This window comes from Streptomyces sp. NPDC029044 (assembly GCF_040637495.1).
Classification (GTDB): domain Bacteria; phylum Actinomycetota; class Actinomycetes; order Streptomycetales; family Streptomycetaceae; genus Streptomyces.
The window spans coordinates 1-19,306 of the sequence record NZ_JBEZWN010000037.1 but is presented as its reverse complement, the minus strand read 5'-3'; the positions used below and the strand labels follow the sequence as shown (position 1 = coordinate 19,306).

The window sequence follows — 19,306 nt, the reverse complement described above, 5'->3', positions numbered from 1 at the left end:
GTACCCTGGAAGGGTTATGACTGAGACCCCGCAGCGCCCCCGCCCCCTCCGCGTCCTGGCCGCCATGTCCGGCGGTGTCGACTCCGCCGTCGCCGCCGCCCGCGCGGCCGAAGCGGGCCACGACGTGACCGGCGTCCACCTCGCCCTCTCCGCCAACCCCCAATCCTTCCGGACCGGCGCGCGCGGCTGCTGCACCATCGAGGACTCACGCGACGCCCGCCGCGCCGCGGACGTCATCGGCATCCCGTTCTACGTGTGGGACCTCGCCGACCGCTTCCGTGAGGACGTCGTCGAGGACTTCGTCGCCGAGTACGAGGCCGGCCGCACCCCCAACCCCTGCCTGCGCTGCAACGAGAAGATCAAGTTCGCCGCCCTGCTCGACAAGGCGCTCGCGCTGGGCTTCGACGCGGTCTGCACGGGCCACTACGCCCAGGTGATCGTGCGCGAGGACGGCACCCGCGAGCTGCACCGCGCCTCCGACATGGCCAAGGACCAGTCGTACGTCCTCGGCGTGCTCGACGACCGGCAGCTCGCCCACGCCCTGTTCCCGCTCGGCGACACCGTCACCACCAAGGACGAGATCCGCGCCGAGGCCGAGCGCAGGGGCCTGGCCGTGGCCAAGAAGCCCGACTCGCACGACATCTGCTTCATCGCCGACGGCGACACCCAGGGCTTCCTGGCGAAGCGGCTGGGCAAGGCCGAGGGCGACATCGTCGACGAGTCCGGCGCCAAGCTAGGCACGCACGAGGGCGCGTACGGTTTCACCATCGGCCAGCGCAAGGGCCTGCGCATCGGCACCCCCGCCCCCGACGGCAAGCCGCGCTACGTCCTCGACATCTCACCCGTGGACAACACCGTGACCGTCGGCCCGGCCTCCGCCCTGGACGTCAGCGCCCTCACGGCCGTCAAGCCGCGCTGGTGCGGCGCCGCCCCCACCGGCCCCGGCACCTACACGGCCCAGCTGCGCGCCCACGGCGGCGAGACCGAGGTGACCGCCGAACTCGTCGACGGCTCCCTGGAGGTCACGTTCGCCGAGCCCGTCCGCGGCGTCGCCCCCGGCCAGGCGATCGTGCTGTACGACGGCACGCGCGTGGTGGGCTCGGCGACGATCGCTGCGACGACCCGGGCGCCGGCGGGCGTGGCCTGATCCCGCCGCGGCACCCGGGCGCGGACTCCACGCGCGCGTGCCCCCGCACCGCCCGTCGTCTCAGTCCCGGCTGAAGAACTCCGTCAGCACCGGCGCCAGCACGTTCGGCTCGACCATGTGCGTCTGCCCCTGGAGCGTGCGGTACGTGCCCTCCGGGACGGAGTCCGCGATCGCCCGGGCGGCCTCGCGCAGCCACTCCGGGCTCGCGTCGCCCGCCACCGCCAGGACGGGGACGCCGACCGAGCCCAGCCGGGAACGGGGGACGGTGCCGTCACCCATCACGGCGTCGTCGTAGGCGAGGCTCGTGGCCATCGCCTCCATCCCGGCCCACATGGGGGACTGGCGGGCGCCCTGGATCATCCCCTCGGCCAGACCGGTCAGGCGCAGGAACAGCTCGACCGCGTCCCCGCGCCGCCCCTCGCCGAGTGCCTCCGTCAGCCGCTCGGTGTACTGCGCGCGCTCTCTGGCGCCCTCCTCGGACATCGCGAACGGCGTCTCGTAGACGGCCACGCGCCGCACCGGCAGCCCGCTCGCCGCCGCCTCCAGCGCCAGAGCGCCGCCCGAGGAGATGCCGTACAGGAGTGCCTCGCCCCCCACCGCCTCGATCACCGCGGCCAGGTCCTCGACCTCACGCTCCACGGCGTACGGCGCGGTGTCCGCGCTGGCGCCGCGGCCCCGGCGGTCGTACACCACGGCCTGGAAACGCTCCGAGAGCGACACGGCGAGCGGCGCCAGGGTGCCGCCCGTCGACATCGCGCCGCTCACCAGGACGACCGCGGGACCGCGGCCGGTGCTCTCGTAGGCGATGCGGGTGCCGTCGCGCGAAAGGATCTTCTTGTCCATGCTCATGCAGACTGCCGCACGGCGCGGTCTTCATCGGTGAGGCGGGCGGCGCGTCAGCCGATCAGAACACTTCCACCGCGTAGAAGCACAGGTGGTCCTTGATCTCGGCGACGTCCGGCTTGGGGTCCGGATACGCCCAGACGAGGTTCTCCGCGTCCGGCCGGGACCAGTAGGAGGCGGTGCCCTTGAAGGGGCAGTAGGTCTGCGCGTCGGACGCCGTCAGCAGGTCCAGCGCCACGTCCTTTGGCGGGATGTAGTACCGGTCGGGACACCCCGTCTCGCGCAGCACCAGCGACCGGTCGCTCTCCGCCAGCACCTGCCCGCCGTGCACCACGCGCACGTGCCGGTCGCTGCGCTCGATGGTGATGCGATGCCCTGTCGTCACGATCGCCCCTCCTTGGGTAGCCGACTCCTCCGGTACAGCGCAGGCTGAAGCGGAGTTCTTCCCTCGCCGCAGGAGGCCCCCATGCGCGCCAAGGAACCGGCTGCCGGAAACCGCTCCCGCCTGCTCCACCAGGTCCGGTACGCCCTGCGCCACCCGGAGCGCGTGCCCGCGCACGCCCGGCGTGCGGTGCGCGACGCCTGGCTGCGGCTGCGCCACCCCGACCACATCGCCTACTACCGGGCCGTGATGGCCTCGGACGCGGCCCGCAGCGCGGAGGCGGCGGTGGGGCACAACCCCTCGCGCGAGCAGTGGGCGCGGATCGGCCGCATGCAGTTCGACTACCTGGTGGGCCACGGCCTGCGGCCGCACCACCGGATGCTGGAGATCGGCTGCGGCAACCTGCGTGCCGGACGGCTGTTCATCGGCCACCTCGACACCGGGCACTACTACGGCATCGACATCTCGCCGCACATCCTGCTCGCCGCCCAGGACACCCTCGTGGCCGAGAAGCTCCAGCCCAAACTGCCCTACCTGGCGCTCGCCGACGACCTCACCTTCGCCTTCCTGCCGGACGCGCACTTCGACGTCGTGCACGCGCACAGCGTGTTCTCGCACTCGCCGCTGCACGTCATCGAGGAGTGCTTCGCGAACGTCGGCCGGATCCTCGCGCCCGGCGGGTTCTTCGACTTCACCTTCGACCGCACCGAGGGCGAGGAGCACCAGGTCCTGCACGAAGACTTCTACTACCGGACGCGGACCCTGACCGACCTCGCCGCCCAGCACGGCCTGGACGCCCGGTTCATGGACGACTGGGAGCGCCTGCCGCACCGGCAGTCCAAAATGCGGCTCACCGCCGCGCCGGACCGGGCCCGTACGGTGGGTTCATGAACATCTGCGTCTTCCTGTCCGCCGCCGACCTCGACGAGCGCTACACCCGCCCCGCGCGGGAGTTCGCCACGCTGCTGGGCAAGGGCGGTCACACGCTCGTGTGGGGCGGCTCCGACGTCGGCCTGATGAAGGTGGTCGCCGACGGGGTGCAGGAGGCGGGCGGCCGGCTGGCCGGCGTCTCCGTGCAGTTCCTCGCGTCCAAAGCCCGCCCGGGCGTCGACGAGATGGTCGTCGCCAAGGACCTCGCCGAGCGCAAGAAGCTGCTCCTGGAGCGGGCCGACGCCGTGGTGATCATGGTCGGCGGCACGGGCACGCTCGACGAGGCGACCGAGATCCTGGAGCTGAAGAAGCACGGGCACACCGACAAGCCGGTGGTCCTGCTCAACACCGCGGGCTTCTACGACGGCCTGAAGGAGCAGTTCCGCCGCATGGACGCCGAGGGCTTCCTGCCCCGCCCCCTCACCGACCTCGTGTTCTTCGCCGAGGAGCCGGTGGGGGCACTGGCGTACCTGGAGGAGAGCCGGGGCATCGGGTGACCCGGGCCCCGGCGCTGATGCGAGCATGGCGGGCATGGCTACTCATGTGATCACCGGAGCCGGCTCCGGCATCGGCGCGGCCGTGGCCCGCCGCCTGCACGCGCGCGGGGACGAGCTCGTGCTGCACGCGCGCGACGCGGGCCGCGCGAAGGAACTGGCCGCCGAGTTCCCCGGGTCGCGGACCCTGGTCGGGGACCTCGCCGAGCCCGACCGGCTCTCCTGGGCCTTCTCCCACCAGTCGCTCCCGGACCGCGTGGACTCGCTGCTGCACATCGCCGGCGTGGTCGACCTCGGCCCGGTCGGCGAGCTCACCCCGAAGGCCTGGCGCCACCAGCTCAACGTCAACCTGATCGCTCCCGCCGAGCTGACCCGCCACTTCCTGCCCCAACTGCGCGCCGCCCGCGGCCACGTGCTCTTCGTCAACTCCGGCGCGGGCCTCAACGCCCACGCCGACTGGTCCGCGTACGCCGCCTCCAAGCACGGCCTGAAGGCCCTCGCCGACTCCCTGCGCCACGAGGAGCACGGCCACGGGGTCCGCGTCACCTCGGTCTACCCCGGCCGCACGGCCAGCCCCATGCAGGCCAAGGTCCACCAGCAGGAGGGCAAGGAGTACGACGCCTCGAAGTGGATCGACCCCGAGTCGGTCGCCACGACGATCGTGATGGCCCTGGACCTGCCGCGCGACGCGGAGGTCAACGACCTCACGGTGCGCCCGGGCGGCTGACCCCGGTCAAGGGGCTGCGTAGGCTTCTCCGGTGAGCGAAAACAGCCAGTTCAGGTTCGGCGCGGCCACCGGCGTGGGATCCATGCCGGGCGGCGACGCCCGTGAGGCCGCCAAGACCGTCACCGGCACCTTCGAGGACTTCCCCTTCCTGCCCGAACTGCCCGCCCGCGGCCCCGGCGCGGACATGATCGGGCGGACCGCCGGCCTGCTCGTCGAGCTGTACGCGCGCGTGGAGCCCAGCGGGTGGCGGCTCGGGGACCGGCCGGGGCGGGACACCAGACGGGCCCGCTCCTGGCTCGGCGAGGACCTCGACGCCCTGGAGGAGTTCACGCAGGAGTACGAGGGGCCGCTGAAGGTCCAGGCCGTCGGCCCCTGGACCCTCGCCGCCAACCTGGAGCTCAGGAACGGCGAGGCGGCCCTCTCCGACGCCGGCGCCTGCCGCGACCTCGCCGCCTCCCTCGCCGAAGGGCTGCGCCAGCACCTGGCCGAACTGCGGCGGCGGATCCCCGGCGCGCAGCTCGTCCTCCAGCTCGACGAGCCGTCCCTCACGGCCGTCCTGCGCGGGCAGGTGAAGAGCGCCAGCGGCTACCGCACCCACCGGGCCGTCGACCGGCAGGTCGTCGAGCAGACGCTGCGCGACCTCGTCGGGGTGCACACGTCCGGCCCGGTCGTGGTCCACTCCTGCGCCCCGGACGTGCCGTTCGCCCTGCTCCGCCGGGCCGGAGCGGCCGCCGTCTCCTTCGACTTCTCCCTGCTCACCGAGCGTGACGACGAGGCGATCGGAGAGGCCGTGGAGGGCGGCACCCGGCTCTTCACCGGTGTCGTCCCGGGCACCGAGGGCCCATTGTCAGACCCTGCCGGTAGCGTCATGGGTGTCAGGACGCTGTGGCGCAGGCTGGGGCTGTCTCCGGGGCTTCTCGCGGAGGCGGTCACGGTCACCCCGGCGTGCGGACTCGCGGGGGCCTCCCCGGGGTACGCGCGCACGGCCCTCGCGCACTGCGCCCGGGCGGCGAGATCCCTCGCGGACAACCCAGAGTAACGGGAGGACGACACGGTGGCCGGCGACAAGCAAGCGGAGACGACGACGGTGCCCGCCGAGGCACGGGAGAAGCACGCGCGCCTCGCGGAGCAGATCGAGGAGCACCGCTTCCGCTACTACGTGAAGGACGCTCCCGTCGTCAGCGACGCGGAGTTCGACCAGCTGCTGCGTTCCCTGGAGGCGCTGGAGGAGGAGCACCCCGAGCTGCGCACACCGGACTCGCCGACCCAGAAGGTCTCCGGGTCCTACGAGACGGAGTTCACGGCGGTCGAGCACCGCCGGCGCATGCTCTCCCTCGACAACACGTTCAACGACGAGGAGATGGCCGCCTGGACGGAGCGCATCGCCAGGGAACTGGGCGAGCAGGAGTACCACTTCCTGTGCGAGCTCAAGGTCGACGGCCTCGCGGTGAACCTCACCTACGAGCGCGGCCGCCTGACCCGCGCCGCCACCCGCGGTGACGGCCGCACCGGCGAGGACATCACGCCCAACGTCCGCACGATCGCCGAGATCCCCGACCGCCTCAAGGGTGACTCCGTCCCCGACCTCGTGGAGATCCGCGGCGAGGTCTACTTCCCGATGGAGAAGTTCCAGGAGCTCAACGCCCGCCTCGTCGAGGCCGGTGACAAGCCCTTCGCCAACCCGCGCAACGCGGCGGCCGGTTCCCTGCGCCAGAAGGACCCGCGCGTCACCGCCACCCGCCCCCTGCACATGGTGGTCCACGGCATCGGCGCCCTGGAGGGCTTCACGGGCCTGACCCGTCTCTCCCAGGCCTACGACCTGCTCAAGACGTGGGGCCTGCCCACCTCCCGGCACAACAAGGTGGTCGACGGCCTGGAAGGCGTCCGGGAGTTCATCGCCCACTTCGGCGAGAACCGCCACTCCGTCGAGCACGAGATCGACGGCGTCGTCGTCAAGCTCGACCAGATCCCCCTCCAGGGCCGCCTCGGCTCCACCTCGCGCGCCCCACGCTGGGCGATCGCGTACAAGTACGCGCCGGAGGAGGTCAACACCAAGCTCGTCAACATCCGCGTGGGCGTGGGCCGCACCGGCCGCGTCACCCCCTACGCCCAGGTCGAGCCGGTCACGGTCGCGGGCTCCGAGGTCGAGTTCGCCACGCTGCACAACCAGGACGTGGTCAAGGCCAAGGGCGTCCTCATCGGGGACACGGTGGTGCTGCGCAAGGCCGGTGACGTCATCCCCGAGATCCTCAGCCCGGTCGTCGACAAGCGCGACGGCACCGAGCGCGAGTTCGTGATGCCGAGCGAGTGCCCCGAGTGCGGGACGGCGCTGCGGCCGATGAAGGAGGGCGACGTCGACCTGCGCTGCCCCAACGCCCGCACCTGCCCGGCCCAGTTGCGCGAGCGCCTGTTCTACCTCGCGGGCCGCAAGGCGCTGGACATCGAGCACTTCGGCTATGTCGCCGCCGCCGCCCTCACCGCCCCGCTGGAGCCGGAGGACCCGCCGCTGGTCGACGAGGGCGACCTGTTCGACCTCACCATCGAGCAGCTGCTGCCCATCAAGGCGTACGTCCTCGACCCGGACAGCGGGCTGCCCAAGCGCGACCCGAAGACCGGCGAGGAGAAGGTCGCCACGATCTTCGCCAACCAGCAGGGCGAGCCCCGCAAGAACGCGGTCGCCATGCTGGAGAACATCGCCGCTGCCAAGGAGCGCCCCTTGGCGCGCGTCATCACCAGCCTGTCGATCCGTCACGTCGGGCCCGTCGCCGCGGAGGCGCTGGCCCGCGAGTTCCGCTCGATCGAGCGGATCGACCAGGCCACGGAGGAGGAACTGGCGGTCACCGAGGGCGTCGGACCGACCATCGCCGCCTCCCTCAAGCAGTGGTTCGCCGAGGACTGGCACCGCGACATCATCCGTAAGTGGAAGGCCGCGGGCGTCCGCATGGAGGCCGAGAGCAGCGGCGAGGACGAGGGGCCGCGCCCGCTCGAAGGTCTCACCGTCGTCGTCACCGGCACCCTCGAACACTTCACCCGGGACGGCGCCAAGGAGGCGCTGCAAAGCCGCGGGGCGAAGGTGACCGGCTCCGTTTCGAAGAAGACGTCGTTCGTCGTCGTCGGGGACAGCCCCGGATCGAAGTACGACAAGGCGATGCAGCTGAAGGTCCCGGTCCTGAACGAGGACGGTTTCGGCGTCCTGCTGGAGCAGGGACCGCAGGCCGCGGCCGAAGTCGCCCTTTCGGCCGAGGAGTAGCGGTTGAAGGCCACCCGTTCGGCGCATACCAGATGCATACGGGTGGCCGGGGCGCATTCGGGCAACCGTCGGCGACCGCTGCCCGTGGAAGCCTTCTGCGGCCTACTGTTGAGATGTGCGCCTGCCGTGCCCAGCTGCGGTCGGGGCATCTTCGTGCTCGCAAGAGCGCGGGGAAGGGTTTTCGGGCGCGGGCCGTCGAGGGATGTCGGGCACCGGGCCGCGGGGCGTGGGCACCGCCGGCTGTGAGAGGGACGGGAATGGAACCGACCGAGAGCGCCGTGCCGGGCTCACGGCTGCGCCGTGTGGCGGTCGCATGGCGTGCAGTCCGTGGGGCCGTGCGGCCGGCGGGGCGTCCGGGAGCGGAGGTGCGCGCCGTCGGACAGTACACCCCGGACGGGCGGGGTGACGGGGGGCGCGCCGTGGACGGCCCCGGCGCACAGCCGATCACCGAACGCACGCCCCTCCCCGCCGGCGCGGACGACCCCGACGGCGAACGGCACCAGTCCTGGCCCGCGCTGCCCGCGGCCGTCGTCGCGGCGGCCGGATTCGTCCTGGGCGCCGGCTTCTACCGCGCCTTCACCGGCGGCCACGCGCTCTTCCCGTCGGGCACGGCCGGCTGGGCGCTGGCCGTGCTGACCGGCATCATCGTCGGCCACCTCGTCATGCTGGGCCGCTCCCGCTGGTGGGGCGGCACCGGCTCGGGCGCCGCCCTCACCCTCGCCGTGCTGCTGCTCTACGGCTGGGTGCCGGCCGGCATGGTCAGCCTCACGGTCGTCGTGCTGGTGGGCATAGCCCGCCGCAACCGCTGGCGCCAGGGCGTCCTGCACGGCGCCGTCGACCTCCTCGGCATCGGCGCCGGCGCGCTCGTGCTGGCCGTCTTCGGCACCGTTCCGTCCGTCGAGTCGCCGGCGGATCCCGCCGCCTGGACGCTCGCCACCGCACCCCAGGTGGCCCTGGTCGCCGTCGCCTACCTGATGGTCACCCGCGTCCTGCTCTGGTACCTGCACGCCCCGCGCCCCGGTCTGCCCACGGTCGCCCGCACCGCCCTGGTCAGGCAGGGTCTGGTCGCCGTCGCACTGCTCGGCATCGCGCCGCTGGTCTGCGTGGTCGCCGTGGCCAAGCCGATCCTGCTGCCGCTGTTCTCCATCCCCCTGATCGCCCTGGACTCCACCCTGTGGATAGCCCGGGCCCGCGCGGAGGAACAGCTGCGCGACCCGCTGACCGGGCTGCCCAACCGCCAGTGGCTGCTGGAGCGCATCTGGACCGCGCTGGACGACGCGGAGCGGATCGACGCCCGCGCCGCCCTCATGCTGATCGACCTCGACCGGTTCCGGTCGGTCAACGACACGCTCGGTCATCTCGCCGGTGACCGGCTGCTGCTCCAGATCGCCGACCGCCTGCGGGTGGCGCTGCCGCGCGGGGCGGAGGCCGCCCGGCTCGGCGGGGACGAATTCGCCGTCTTACTGCCGGTCGCCGACTCCACCACGTCCGCGACCCGGATCGCCCGCACCCTCGTCGCCGCCCTCAGCTCCCCCCTCGACCTCGACGGCCTCACCCTCGTCCTGGAGGCCAGCGCCGGGGTCGCCGTCTTCCCCGACCACGCCCTGGACGCCGAAGGACTGCTGCGGCGGGCGGACGTGGCGATGTACCAGGCCAAGCGGGACCGCACCGGCGTGGAGGTCTACGAGTCCAAGCGCGACTCCAACACCCCCGACCGCCTCGGCCTGCTGGGCGATCTGCGCCGCGCCCTCGACGCGCACGAGGTGCATCTGCACTACCAGCCCAAGGTCCGCTTCGACGGGCAGGTCGCGGGTCTGGAGGCCCTGGTCCGCTGGGTGCACCCCGAGCGGGGCAAGGTGCCGCCGGACGAGTTCATAGCGATCGCCGAGTCCTCGGGCCTGATGCCCCACCTCACCGAGTACGTGCTGGAGACCGCGCTCGGCCAAGTCGCCCGCTGGCGGGAGCAGGGCCTGTTCGTCCCGGTCGCCGTGAACGTCTCCCCGCGCGACGTGCACACCCCCGGCTTCGCCGGATCCGTCGCCGCCCGGCTGGCCCGGCACGGCGTCCCGGCGGGAGCGCTCCAACTGGAGATCACGGAACACGTCCTCCTGGAGGACCCGCAGCGCGCCGCGGACACCCTCAACCAGCTGACCGCGCACGGCGTGAAGATGTCCCTCGACGACTTCGGCACGGGCTACTCCTCGCTCGTGCACCTGCGCCGGCTGCCGGTCAGCGAGCTGAAGATCGACCGTTCGTTCGTGGCGCGCCTCGCAGTCGACACCGAGGATGCCGAGATCGTGCGCTGCACGGTCGACCTGGCCCACTCCCTCGGCCTGCTCGTCGTCGCCGAGGGCGTCGAGGACGACGAGACCTGGGAACGCCTGCGCGACCTCGGCTGCGACGCGGTCCAGGGCTGGCTGGTCGCCGCCGCGATGCCCCCGGACGAGACCACGGCCTGGCTCCGCGCCCGGGGCTCCCGGGGCTGGCAGCGCCCCCGCGCCGCCCTGCCGGCGGCCGCGGCGGACGACTCGGGCCGGGTCGGCTAGTCACGGTGACCCGACGCGCCCTGGCGGAGCCGGGGCGCGAAGGTCCGGCAAACCGTTTCACGGGCACGCCCTCCCGCCCCATAGGATTAGGCCAAACCACATTCACTCACCCCTGAGGATCGCTGCATGCCTGGCATCACGCGCGAGGAGGTCGCCCACCTCGCCCGGCTGGCGCGTCTGGAGCTGAAGCCCGAAGAGCTCGACCACTTCGCGGGACAGCTGGACGACATCATCGGCGCGGTCGCCCGCGTCAGTGAGGTCGCCGACCAAGACGTACCGCCGACCTCGCACCCGCTCCCGCTGACGAACGTCATGCGCGCGGACGAGGTCCGTCCGTCGCTCACCCCCGAGCAGGCGCTCTCCGGCGCCCCGGCCCAGGAGCAGCAGCGTTTCAAGGTGCCGCAGATCCTGGGGGAGGACTAAGAAGTCATGACGGACATCATCAAGCTCACCGCCGCCGAGACCGCCGCGAAGATCGCCTCCGGCGAGCTCACCGCGGTGCAGGTCACCGAGGCCCACCTGGCCCGCATCGAGGCCGTCGACGAGAAGGTGCACGCCTTCCTGCACGTCGACCGCGAGGGCGCCCTCGCCCAGGCCCGTGCCGTGGACGCCAAGCGCGAGCGCGGCGAGAAGCTCGGCCCGCTGGCCGGCGTGCCCCTGGCGCTGAAGGACATCTTCACCACCGAGGGCGTGCCCACGACCGTCGGTTCGAAGATCCTCGAAGGCTGGATCCCGCCGTACGACGCGACGGTCACCCAGCGGCTCAAGGCCGCCGACGTCGTCATCCTCGGCAAGACCAACATGGACGAGTTCGCCATGGGGTCCTCCACCGAGAACAGCGCCTACGGCCCGACCGGCAACCCCTGGGACCTGACCAAGATCCCCGGCGGCTCCGGCGGCGGTTCCTCCGCCGCGCTGGCCGCGCACATGGCCCCCCTCGCCATCGGCACCGACACCGGCGGTTCCATCCGCCAGCCGGCCGCCGTCACCGGCACGGTCGGCGTCAAGCCGACCTACGGCGCGGTCTCCCGCTACGGCATGGTCGCCTTCTCCAGCTCCCTCGACCAGGGCGGGCCCTGCGCCCGTACGGTCCTGGACGCGGCGCTGCTGCACGAGGTCATCGCCGGGCACGACCCGCTCGACTCCACGTCCATCGACGAGCCCGTCCCGGCGGTCGTCGAGGCCGCCCGCAACGGCAGCGTCGCGGGCATGCGGGTCGGCGTCGTCAAGCAGTTCCGCGGCGAGGGCTACCAGGCCGGCGTCATCCAGCGGTTCGACGAGTCGGTCGCGCTGCTGAAGGAGCTGGGCGCCGAGATCGTCGAGCTGGACTGCCCGTCCTTCGACCTGGCGCTGTCGGCGTACTACCTGATCGCACCCTCGGAGTGCTCCTCGAACCTCGCCCGCTTCGACGGCCTGCGCTACGGCCTGCGGACCGGCGACGACGGCACGAACTCCGCCGAGGCGGTCACCTCGCTCACCCGCGAGGCCGGCTTCGGACCCGAGGTCAAGCGCCGCATCATGCTCGGCACGTACGCCCTGTCGAGCGGCTACTACGACGCCTACTACGGCAGCGCCCAGAAGGTCCGCACGCTCATCAAGCAGGACTTCGACAAGGCGTTCGAGCAGGTCGACGTGATCGTCTCCCCGACGACCCCGACCACCGCCTTCGCGATCGGCGAGCGCGCCGACGACCCGATGGCGATGTACCTCGCCGACCTGTGCACCATCCCGACCAACCTGGCGGGCAACGCGGCCATGTCGCTGCCGTGCGGTCTCGCCCCGGAGGACAACCTCCCGGTCGGCCTGCAGATCATCGCCCCCGTCATGAAGGACGACCGCCTGTACAAGGTGGGAGCAGCCGTCGAGGCCGCCTTCGTGGAAAAGTGGGGCCACCCGCTGATCGAGGAGGCTCCGTCGCTGTGAGCGCACTGTCCAAGGCCAAGGGCTTCAAGAAGTCCAAGTCCGGTCTGTACGTGTCGATGGCCACGTCGGCGTTCGGCGCCGTCGGTGTCTACAAGCAGATCAAGAAGGCCCGCGGAGACAACGACACGCTGCGGCTGCTCGACGCCGTCGTGACCGGCGCCGCGGTCGTCACCAACCTCGCCATTCTCTACCGCGAGCTGAAGCGGCTGGGCGACGACGACGTCCTGCTGGGCTGAGAGGGAAGTACTCACCGTGACCACCACGACCGACCTGGTGTCGTACGAGGACGCACTCGCGTCGTACGACCCCGTCATGGGCCTTGAGGTCCATGTCGAACTCGGCACCAAGACCAAGATGTTCTGCGGCTGCTCGACCGCCCTCGGCCAGGACGCCAACACGCAGACCTGCCCGGTCTGCCTCGGCCTGCCCGGCGCGCTCCCGGTCGTCAACGCGACCGGCGTCGAGTCCGCCATCAAGATCGGCCTCGCGCTGAACTGCGAGATCGCCGAGTGGTGCCGCTTCGCCCGGAAGAACTACTTCTATCCGGACATGCCGAAGAACTTCCAGACCTCCCAGTACGACGAGCCGATCGCCTTCAACGGCTACCTCGACGTGCAGCTGGAGGACGGCGAGACCTTCCGCGTGGAGATCGAGCGCGCCCACATGGAGGAGGACACCGGCAAGTCGACGCACGTCGGCGGCGCCACCGGCCGCATCCACGGCGCGTCCCACTCCCTGCTCGACTACAACCGCGCCGGCATCCCGCTCATCGAGATCGTCACCAAGCCGATCGAGGGCGCCGGCGAGCGCGCCCCCGAGGTCGCGCGGGCCTACGTCCGTGAGCTGCGCGAGCTCATCAAGGCGCTCGGCGTCTCCGAGGCCCGGATGGAGATGGGCCAGATGCGCTGCGACGTGAACCTGTCGCTGCGCCCGAACGGCACCGAGAAGTTCGGCACGCGCTCCGAGACGAAGAACGTCAACTCGCTCAGGTCCGTGGAGCGCGCGGCCCGCTTCGAGATCCAGCGGCACGCGGCCGTGCTGTCCTCGGGCGGCACGATCATCCAGGAGACCCGCCACTTCCACGAGGACACCGGGTCGACGACCTCGGGCCGTGTGAAGGAGGAGGCCGAGGACTACCGGTACTTCCCGGAGCCCGACCTCGTCCCGGTCGCCCCGTCCCGCGAGTGGGTCGAGGAGATCCGGGCCGGGCTGCCCGAGCTGCCGCTGGTCCGCCGCAACCGGCTCCGTGAGGAGTGGGGCGTCTCGGCCACCGACATGCAGGCGATCCTCAACGCCGGTGCGCTGGAGCCGATCGTCGCCACGATCGAGGCCGGGGCCGACGCCGCCTCCGCCCGCAAGTGGTGGATGGGTGAGCTGGCCCGCAGCGCCAACGAGTCGGGCAAGGCGCTCGACGAGCTGGCGATCACGCCGGCGCAGGTGGCCCGGGTCACCGAGCTCGTCGCGAAGGGCGACCTGAACGACAAGCTGGCCCGGCAGGTCATCGAGGGCGTCCTCGCGGGCGAGGGCACCCCTGACGAGGTCGTCGACAAGCGCGGTCTGAAGGTCGTCTCCGACGAGGGCGCCCTCACCACCGCCGTCGAGGAGGCCATCGCCGGCAACCCGGGCGTCGCGGACAAGATCCGTGGCGGCAAGGTGGCCGCGGCCGGCGCGCTGGTCGGCGCGGTCATGAAGGCGACCCGGGGTCAGGCCGACGCGGCCCGCGTGAAGGAGCTGATCCTTCAGAAGCTGGGCGTCAGCGAGGGCTGACCGCCCGGGGACCCCGACGAGGGGGGACGCACCGGACCCGGTGCGTCCCCCCTCGTCATGCGCTCAGAGGCGTCATGCGCTCAGAGGCCGCATGCACTCACGGGCGGCGGCCGACGACCCGGACGAAGCCCAGCGTCCGGCCCCGGTCGAGGCGCAGCATCTCGGCGCACCGGCCGGCCATCCGGACGTGCCACTCGTCCGTGTGCTCCTCGGCCACGACCTCGCACCAGCGCAGCCAGTCGCGCCAGCCGTCCTCCAGCCAGTCCGCGGTCTCGACCTCCACGGCCCCGCTGCGCGTCCAGTGGCGTCGCCACCACGCCGCGGTGTGGAAGCACCAGAAGTCGGGCTCCCAGTACGGCTTGAGGTGCTCCGGCGGCTCGACGCCGTCGATCTCCTCGCGCAGCGCCGGTACGACGACGCCGATCCGCCCGCCGGGCTTCAGCAGCCGCGTCAGATGAGGCAGGTACAGGTCGTCGGTGCCGAAGTACTGGTAGGCGTCGACCGAGACGATCGTGTCGAAGCCGTTCTCGCCGAACGGCAGGTCGTGCGCCTCGGCGAGCACGGGCAGGACGCGGTCGGCGACGCCCGCCTCGGCGATGCGCCCGGCGTTCTCGTCGGGCTTGATCCACAGGTCGGCAGCGGTGACCGACACGTCGTACTCCTTGGCGAGGAAGATCGACGTCATGGCACGGCCGCAGCCCAGGTCGAGCACGCGGGAACCGGGGCGCAGGGTGTCGAGCCCCAGGGCGGGGGCCAGCCACTCCAGCAGCCACAGCGCGTGCGGGCCCATCTGGTTGTCGATGGTCCAGCGGGCGTCGTAGCCGTTGCTGCGCGGGTAGCCGGGGTGGCTCACACGGTCAGTGAGGGGGTCGTTCGAGGTCCGGGAAGTGATGTCCGACATCGGTGGACGGGCTCCTTGAGTCCTTGAGGAAGAAAGGGGATGCGGAGGAGCTCGGTCGGACCGTCAAACAACGCACCTGCTTCGGCCGGGCGGCGGGAGGCCGCGGGCATTCCTCGGACCAGCGGACGCTAGCAGCCGGCCCTCCGGCCCCGCACCCGGTTTTCGCCACCCGGCGCGCTACCGTCTCGACCATGAGTGGACGTCCTGATTCCGACACCGGTCCGGAGACAGCGGATGCGGAGGCGGCCGACGATCAGGACCAGGCCGACGACCCGGCGGAGGGCGGGCACGACGCGCGGCGGGCCCGCTGGACCGCGGCCGGCACCGGCGCCGCACTGACCCTGGCGGGCCTCGCCGCTGCGCTGCTGCGCCTCACCCGCTCAGCTCCGGCCCTCGTCCCGGCCGCCTACGCCGGCGGGGCCGCCGTGTGCGCTGCCGCCGCGGTGCTGGGCTCGCGCGGCCGTACCCGGCGGGCGCTGTGGCTGCTGATCGCGGGTGTGATGGTGATGGCGCTGGGGGACCAGTTCGACTGAGCGCGGCCGCTGTGAATAAGCCCACGAAACCGACAAATGATCTCGTTCGTTTGTAAGAGTGGCAGCGCATTGCTCATGCGTTCTTTGCTGGCTGTTCAGTTCATGTACGACTGTTCCCGGCCAAAGATCCACACAAGGCAACTCCGGGAGCACGTTTCGTGGCAGCCCTCGCACGCTGGTGTGTCCAGCGCCGCCTGCTCAGTGTCCTGCTGTGGCTCCTCGCGTTCGCGGGGGTCGCCGCCGGTGCCGCCGTCGCCGGCACCACGTACTCGAACGACTACCAGGTTCCCGGCACCGAGTCGGGCCGGGCCACCGAGCTGCTGCACGAGGGCTTCCCGCAGCTCGGCGGGGACAGCGACACCGTCGTCTGGCACACCGCCTCCGGCAGCGTCCGCGCCGCCGACGTCGAGCAGACGATGACCCGCACCCTGGACCGGATCGAGGACCTCCCCGGGGTGGCCTCCGTCACCAGTCCCTACGACGGGCCGGGCACGGGCCGCATCAGCGCGGACGGCCGCACGGCGTACGCCTCGGTCACCTTCGACGACCAGGCCGAGGACATCGCCGAGAGCGAGGCCCGGGCCGTCGTCGACACCGCCAAGAGCGCCGAGACCGACGGACTCCAGGTGGAGCTGGGCGGCAGCGCCGTCGCGCTCACCGAGTCCTCCGGCGGGCACCTCGCCGAGATCGTCGGCGTGCTGGTCGCCGCGGTGGTGCTGTTCCTCGCCTTCGGCTCGCTCGCCGCCTCCCTGCTGCCCATCGCCACCGCCCTGGTCGGCGTCGGCACCGCCTACGCCGGGATCGTGCTGCTCGGCCACGCCATGACCGTCGCGGACTTCGCACCGATGCTGGGCATGCTCGTCGGACTCGGCGTCGGCATCGACTACGCGCTGTTCATCGTCACCCGGCACCGGCGGGGGCTGAAACGCGGCCTGTCCGTCACCGAGGCCGCCACCAACGCCGTCGCGACCACGGGACGGGCGGTCGTCTTCGCGGGCGCGACCGTTTGCATCGCGCTGCTCGGCATGCTGATCCTCCGGCTGAGCTTCCTCAACGGCGTCGCCGTCGCGGCCAGCCTCACCGTGATCCTCACCGTCGCCGCCTCCGTGACCCTGCTGCCCGCCCTGCTGTCCTTCATCGGCATGCGCGCGCTCAGCCGCCGCGAGCGCCGCCGCCTCGCCGAGCACGGGCCGGAGCCCGAGGTGCCGACCGGCTTCGCCGCCCGCTGGTCGGCCTTCGTGGAACGCCACCCCAAGGTGCTCGGCGCGGTCGCCCTGGTCGTCATGGCCGTCCTCGCGCTGCCCACCTTCTCCCTGCACCTGGGCACCTCCGACCAGGGCAACGGCCCGAAGACGGCCACCACCCGCCAGGCCTACGACCTCTTGGCCGACGGCTTCGGCCCCGGCGTGAACGGCCCGCTCACCCTCGTCACCAAGGTCGACGGAGCCGACGACAAGCTCGCCCTGGACAACCTCGACGGCACCCTCCGCAGCACCGACGGCGTCGCCTCGGTCACCCCGGTGACCTTCGACTCCGGCGGCCACACCGCCTACCTCACCGTCGTCCCGGAGTCCTCCCCGCAGTCCAAGGACACCAGCGACCTCGTCGACCGGCTGCGCGGCGAGGTACTGCCGCGCGCCGAGGCGGGCACCTCCCTCGACGTGCAGGTGGGCGGCATGACGGCCGGCTACGACGACTTCGCCGACGTCATCGTCTCCAAACTGCCGGTGTTCGTGGGGGTCGTCATAGGCCTGGGCTGTCTGCTGCTCCTGCTCGCCTTCCGCTCCGTCGGCATCCCGCTGAAGGCCGCCGCGATGAACGTCGCCGCCGTGGCCTCGGCCTTCGGAGTGGTGGTCGCGATCTTCCAGTGGGGCTGGGGCAGCGAACTGCTCGGCCTCGGCAGCGCCGGGCCCATCGAGCCCTTCCTGCCCGTGATCATGGTGTCGGTGCTCTTCGGCCTCTCCATGGACTACCAGGTCTTCCTGGTCAGCCGGATGTACGAGGAGTGGCTGGAGACCGGCGACAACCGGCGGGCCGTGCGCGTCGGCCTCGCCGAGACCAGCCGGGTGATCAACTCGGCGGCGGTCATCATGATCTCCGTCTTCCTGGCCTTCGTCCTCAGCGGTGACCGGGTGATCGCCATGTTCGGCATCGCCCTGGCCGCCGCCGTCGCCCTGGACGCCTTCGTCCTGCGCACCCTCCTCGTCCCGGCCCTGATGCACCTGCTCGGCGGCGCCAACTGGTGGCTGCCCCGCTGGCTGGACAAGCGCATGCCGCGCATCAGCATCGAGCCGCCCGAGAGCCGAGCCGCCCATGAGAGGCTGGCCGCCGCGACGGACGCCGAGGTGGCGGACGTCCTGGCGGAGGAGGAGCGACAGCGGGATGTACGCGATATCCCTGGGTGACGACGCCGAGCTGAGGCCCCTGGAACCCTGGCACGCCGGGGAGTTCCTGGCGCACCTGGAACGGGGGCGGGAGTTCATCGGGCAGTACATCCCGTTCGGCACGACCGAGACGGACCTGCCCTCGGCCCGGGCCAGGCTCCAGCGCTACGCCGACCTGCGCGCCGCCGACACCGGCTCCCTGCACGGCCTGTGGCTGGAGGGGACGCTGGTGGGCGGGGTGCTGTTCCTGAACTTCGACGCGGCGACCGGCAACTGCGAGGTCGGCTGCTGGCTGGAGCCGGCCGCGACGGGCCGCGGCCTGGTCACGCGCGCGATGCGGGTCCTCATCGACTGGGCCGTCGAGCAGCGCGGCATCCACCGCGTCGAATGGGTGGCCGCCTCCGGCAACCGGCCGAGCCTGAACGTGGCGCGGCGACTCGGCATGACCCGGGACGGTGTGCGGCGCGAGGCCCACCCCTATGGTGGCCTACGGCACGATCTCGAAGTCTGGTCGGTGCTGGCACCCGAGTGGCGCGCCGCACGCGCGCGTGCCGCTCACAACGATCATTAAGAGACTTCTCAGACAGCGACCCTACGGTGCGAGACATGGCTACGAACGCAGTGGACGAGACCGAGGCCACCCAGGCCACGACCGACGAGAAGGCGGTGGACACCACCAAGTCCGACGAGGTGCCCGAGACCGAGGCCCCGGCCGCGGCCGACGACGCGCAGACCAAGGAGGGCACCCCCTCCGGCGTCGGACAGGGCGCCGCCGCCGTGGTCTCCGCCGCTCTGGGCGTCGTCTCGCTCACCGGCAGCTGGATCGGCACCGTCGCCTCCGCGCGCCAGAACCTCGTCGGCCAGCTGGAGACCGCGCAGAACGCGGGCGTGGCCCAGCAGATCCAGGCGGTCTACGGCGACGCCTGGCAGACCACCGCCCTGTGGGGCGGCCTGTTCGCGCTGATCGCGCTGGTCACCGGCGTCGTGACGCTCGCCCGGCCCGCGTTCGGCACGCCGGGCCGGATCCAGGCCCCCTGGATCAAGTCCGTCGCCTGGGCGGGAGTCGCCCTCGGCGTCATCGGCCTGTTCCTGGCCGTCCTCAAGTACACCGGCGTCCTGCTCGGACTGCCGTCCGCGAGCTGAGAGCCCGCGTGTCCTGAGGGGTCTCAGGCGGTTCCGTAAGCACCTTACGGAGCCCCTGAGGCCCCTCAGCCGTGTCTAAGGCCCCTCAGGTCGCCGAAGATGCGGAACTCTCCCGATGTGGTGCCCCCGCCTGGGGGACGAGAGTGAGGTCATCACGGAGAAACACTCCGTGACCGGCGTCTCCTCGAAGGACACACCATGCACGAGTACGAGTTCCAGCAGCTGCGCACCTCCGACCTCAGTGATCCTCTCGGATGTCCTTGGTCTCGCGGGCCGTTGAGTCCTTTGTACTCCTGCCCCGGAGCAAGCGGAAGTCCAGGCTGCACTTCTTTACTT

18 protein-coding genes are annotated in these 19,306 nt (G+C 71.8%); 15 read left to right on the top strand and 3 right to left on the bottom strand.

Features of this window, described 5'->3' with window-relative positions:
* The first annotated feature begins 16 nt into the window (after positions 1 to 16).
* Positions 17 to 1,147 carry a tRNA 2-thiouridine(34) synthase MnmA gene (gene mnmA, locus AB0E85_RS25860; RefSeq protein WP_361931561.1) on the top strand — a complete coding sequence of 377 codons (1,131 nt, stop codon included), beginning with the start codon at positions 17 to 19 and terminating at the stop codon, positions 1,145 to 1,147.
* A 60-nt stretch (positions 1,148 to 1,207) separates the two neighbouring features.
* Here mnmA and AB0E85_RS25855 read toward each other — a convergent pair whose 3' ends face one another.
* Complete coding sequence (locus tag AB0E85_RS25855; protein ID WP_361931558.1) at positions 1,208 to 1,990, bottom strand: alpha/beta fold hydrolase; 783 nt, start codon at positions 1,988 to 1,990, stop codon at positions 1,208 to 1,210.
* Between the two features lie 61 nt (positions 1,991 to 2,051).
* Positions 2,052 to 2,375, bottom strand: a complete 324-nt coding sequence (locus AB0E85_RS25850) for a DUF427 domain-containing protein (RefSeq protein WP_361931555.1) — start codon at positions 2,373 to 2,375, stop codon at positions 2,052 to 2,054.
* An 81-nt stretch (positions 2,376 to 2,456) separates the two neighbouring features.
* Between AB0E85_RS25850 and AB0E85_RS25845 the strand changes: the two genes are divergently transcribed.
* The 10 genes from AB0E85_RS25845 (at position 2,457) to gatB (ending at position 14,009) form a co-directional block, all read left to right on the top strand.
* Positions 2,457 to 3,263 (top strand): class I SAM-dependent methyltransferase, encoded by an 807-nt coding sequence (locus AB0E85_RS25845; RefSeq protein ID WP_361931552.1) that lies wholly within the window; start codon positions 2,457 to 2,459, stop codon positions 3,261 to 3,263.
* The gene (locus AB0E85_RS25840; protein WP_361931549.1) at positions 3,260 to 3,799 is read left to right on the top strand and encodes a TIGR00730 family Rossman fold protein; all 540 of its coding nucleotides are present in this window, start codon (positions 3,260 to 3,262) and stop codon (positions 3,797 to 3,799) included. The genes AB0E85_RS25845 and AB0E85_RS25840 overlap by 4 nt, the downstream gene beginning before the upstream one ends.
* Before the next feature lie 25 nt (positions 3,800 to 3,824).
* Entirely contained in the window at positions 3,825 to 4,523 is a 699-nt protein-coding gene (locus AB0E85_RS25835) for an SDR family oxidoreductase (protein WP_361931546.1), read from the top strand.
* A 31-nt stretch (positions 4,524 to 4,554) separates the two neighbouring features.
* Positions 4,555 to 5,562, top strand: coding sequence for a methionine synthase (locus AB0E85_RS25830; protein WP_361931543.1), 1,008 nt, complete (start codon positions 4,555 to 4,557; stop codon positions 5,560 to 5,562).
* Between the two features lie 15 nt (positions 5,563 to 5,577).
* The gene (ligA, locus tag AB0E85_RS25825; RefSeq protein ID WP_361931541.1) at positions 5,578 to 7,773 is read left to right on the top strand and encodes an NAD-dependent DNA ligase LigA; all 2,196 of its coding nucleotides are present in this window, start codon (positions 5,578 to 5,580) and stop codon (positions 7,771 to 7,773) included.
* 257 nt (positions 7,774 to 8,030) lie between these two features.
* Positions 8,031 to 10,319 (top strand): bifunctional diguanylate cyclase/phosphodiesterase, encoded by a 2,289-nt coding sequence (locus AB0E85_RS25820; RefSeq protein ID WP_361931538.1) that lies wholly within the window; start codon positions 8,031 to 8,033, stop codon positions 10,317 to 10,319.
* Positions 10,320 to 10,445: 126 nt separating this feature from the next.
* Positions 10,446 to 10,742, top strand: coding sequence for an Asp-tRNA(Asn)/Glu-tRNA(Gln) amidotransferase subunit GatC (gene gatC, locus AB0E85_RS25815; RefSeq protein WP_018531282.1), 297 nt, complete (start codon positions 10,446 to 10,448; stop codon positions 10,740 to 10,742).
* Positions 10,743 to 10,748: 6 nt separating this feature from the next.
* Positions 10,749 to 12,242 (top strand): Asp-tRNA(Asn)/Glu-tRNA(Gln) amidotransferase subunit GatA, encoded by a 1,494-nt coding sequence (gene gatA / locus AB0E85_RS25810; protein WP_361931535.1) that lies wholly within the window; start codon positions 10,749 to 10,751, stop codon positions 12,240 to 12,242.
* Positions 12,239 to 12,478, top strand: a complete 240-nt coding sequence (locus AB0E85_RS25805) for a hypothetical protein (RefSeq protein ID WP_019329755.1) — start codon at positions 12,239 to 12,241, stop codon at positions 12,476 to 12,478. Before gatA ends, AB0E85_RS25805 begins: the two co-directional genes overlap by 4 nt.
* Before the next feature lie 16 nt (positions 12,479 to 12,494).
* Positions 12,495 to 14,009: an Asp-tRNA(Asn)/Glu-tRNA(Gln) amidotransferase subunit GatB gene (gene gatB / locus AB0E85_RS25800; protein WP_184564596.1), complete on the top strand. Its 1,515-nt coding sequence runs from the start codon at positions 12,495 to 12,497 to the stop codon at positions 14,007 to 14,009.
* Between the two features lie 97 nt (positions 14,010 to 14,106).
* Here the strand turns inward: gatB and AB0E85_RS25795 are convergent, their stop codons facing one another.
* Entirely contained in the window at positions 14,107 to 14,910 is an 804-nt protein-coding gene (locus AB0E85_RS25795) for a methyltransferase domain-containing protein (RefSeq protein ID WP_361931531.1), read from the bottom strand.
* A gap of 191 nt (positions 14,911 to 15,101) precedes the next feature.
* On the opposite strand from AB0E85_RS25795, the gene AB0E85_RS25790 reads away from it, so the two are divergent.
* The 4 genes from AB0E85_RS25790 to AB0E85_RS25775 all read left to right on the top strand — a co-directional run bounded on the left by AB0E85_RS25790 (position 15,102) and on the right by AB0E85_RS25775 (position 18,970).
* Positions 15,102 to 15,443, top strand: coding sequence for a hypothetical protein (locus AB0E85_RS25790; RefSeq protein ID WP_361931528.1), 342 nt, complete (start codon positions 15,102 to 15,104; stop codon positions 15,441 to 15,443).
* A gap of 158 nt (positions 15,444 to 15,601) precedes the next feature.
* The gene (locus AB0E85_RS25785) at positions 15,602 to 17,848 is read left to right on the top strand and encodes an MMPL family transporter (protein ID WP_361931526.1); all 2,247 of its coding nucleotides are present in this window, start codon (positions 15,602 to 15,604) and stop codon (positions 17,846 to 17,848) included.
* Positions 17,826 to 18,398, top strand: a complete 573-nt coding sequence (locus AB0E85_RS25780; RefSeq protein ID WP_361931523.1) for a GNAT family protein — start codon at positions 17,826 to 17,828, stop codon at positions 18,396 to 18,398. Before AB0E85_RS25785 ends, AB0E85_RS25780 begins: the two co-directional genes overlap by 23 nt.
* A 35-nt stretch (positions 18,399 to 18,433) precedes the next feature.
* Entirely contained in the window at positions 18,434 to 18,970 is a 537-nt protein-coding gene (locus AB0E85_RS25775) for a hypothetical protein (protein ID WP_361931521.1), read from the top strand.
* Positions 18,971 to 19,306: the final 336 nt, after the last annotated feature.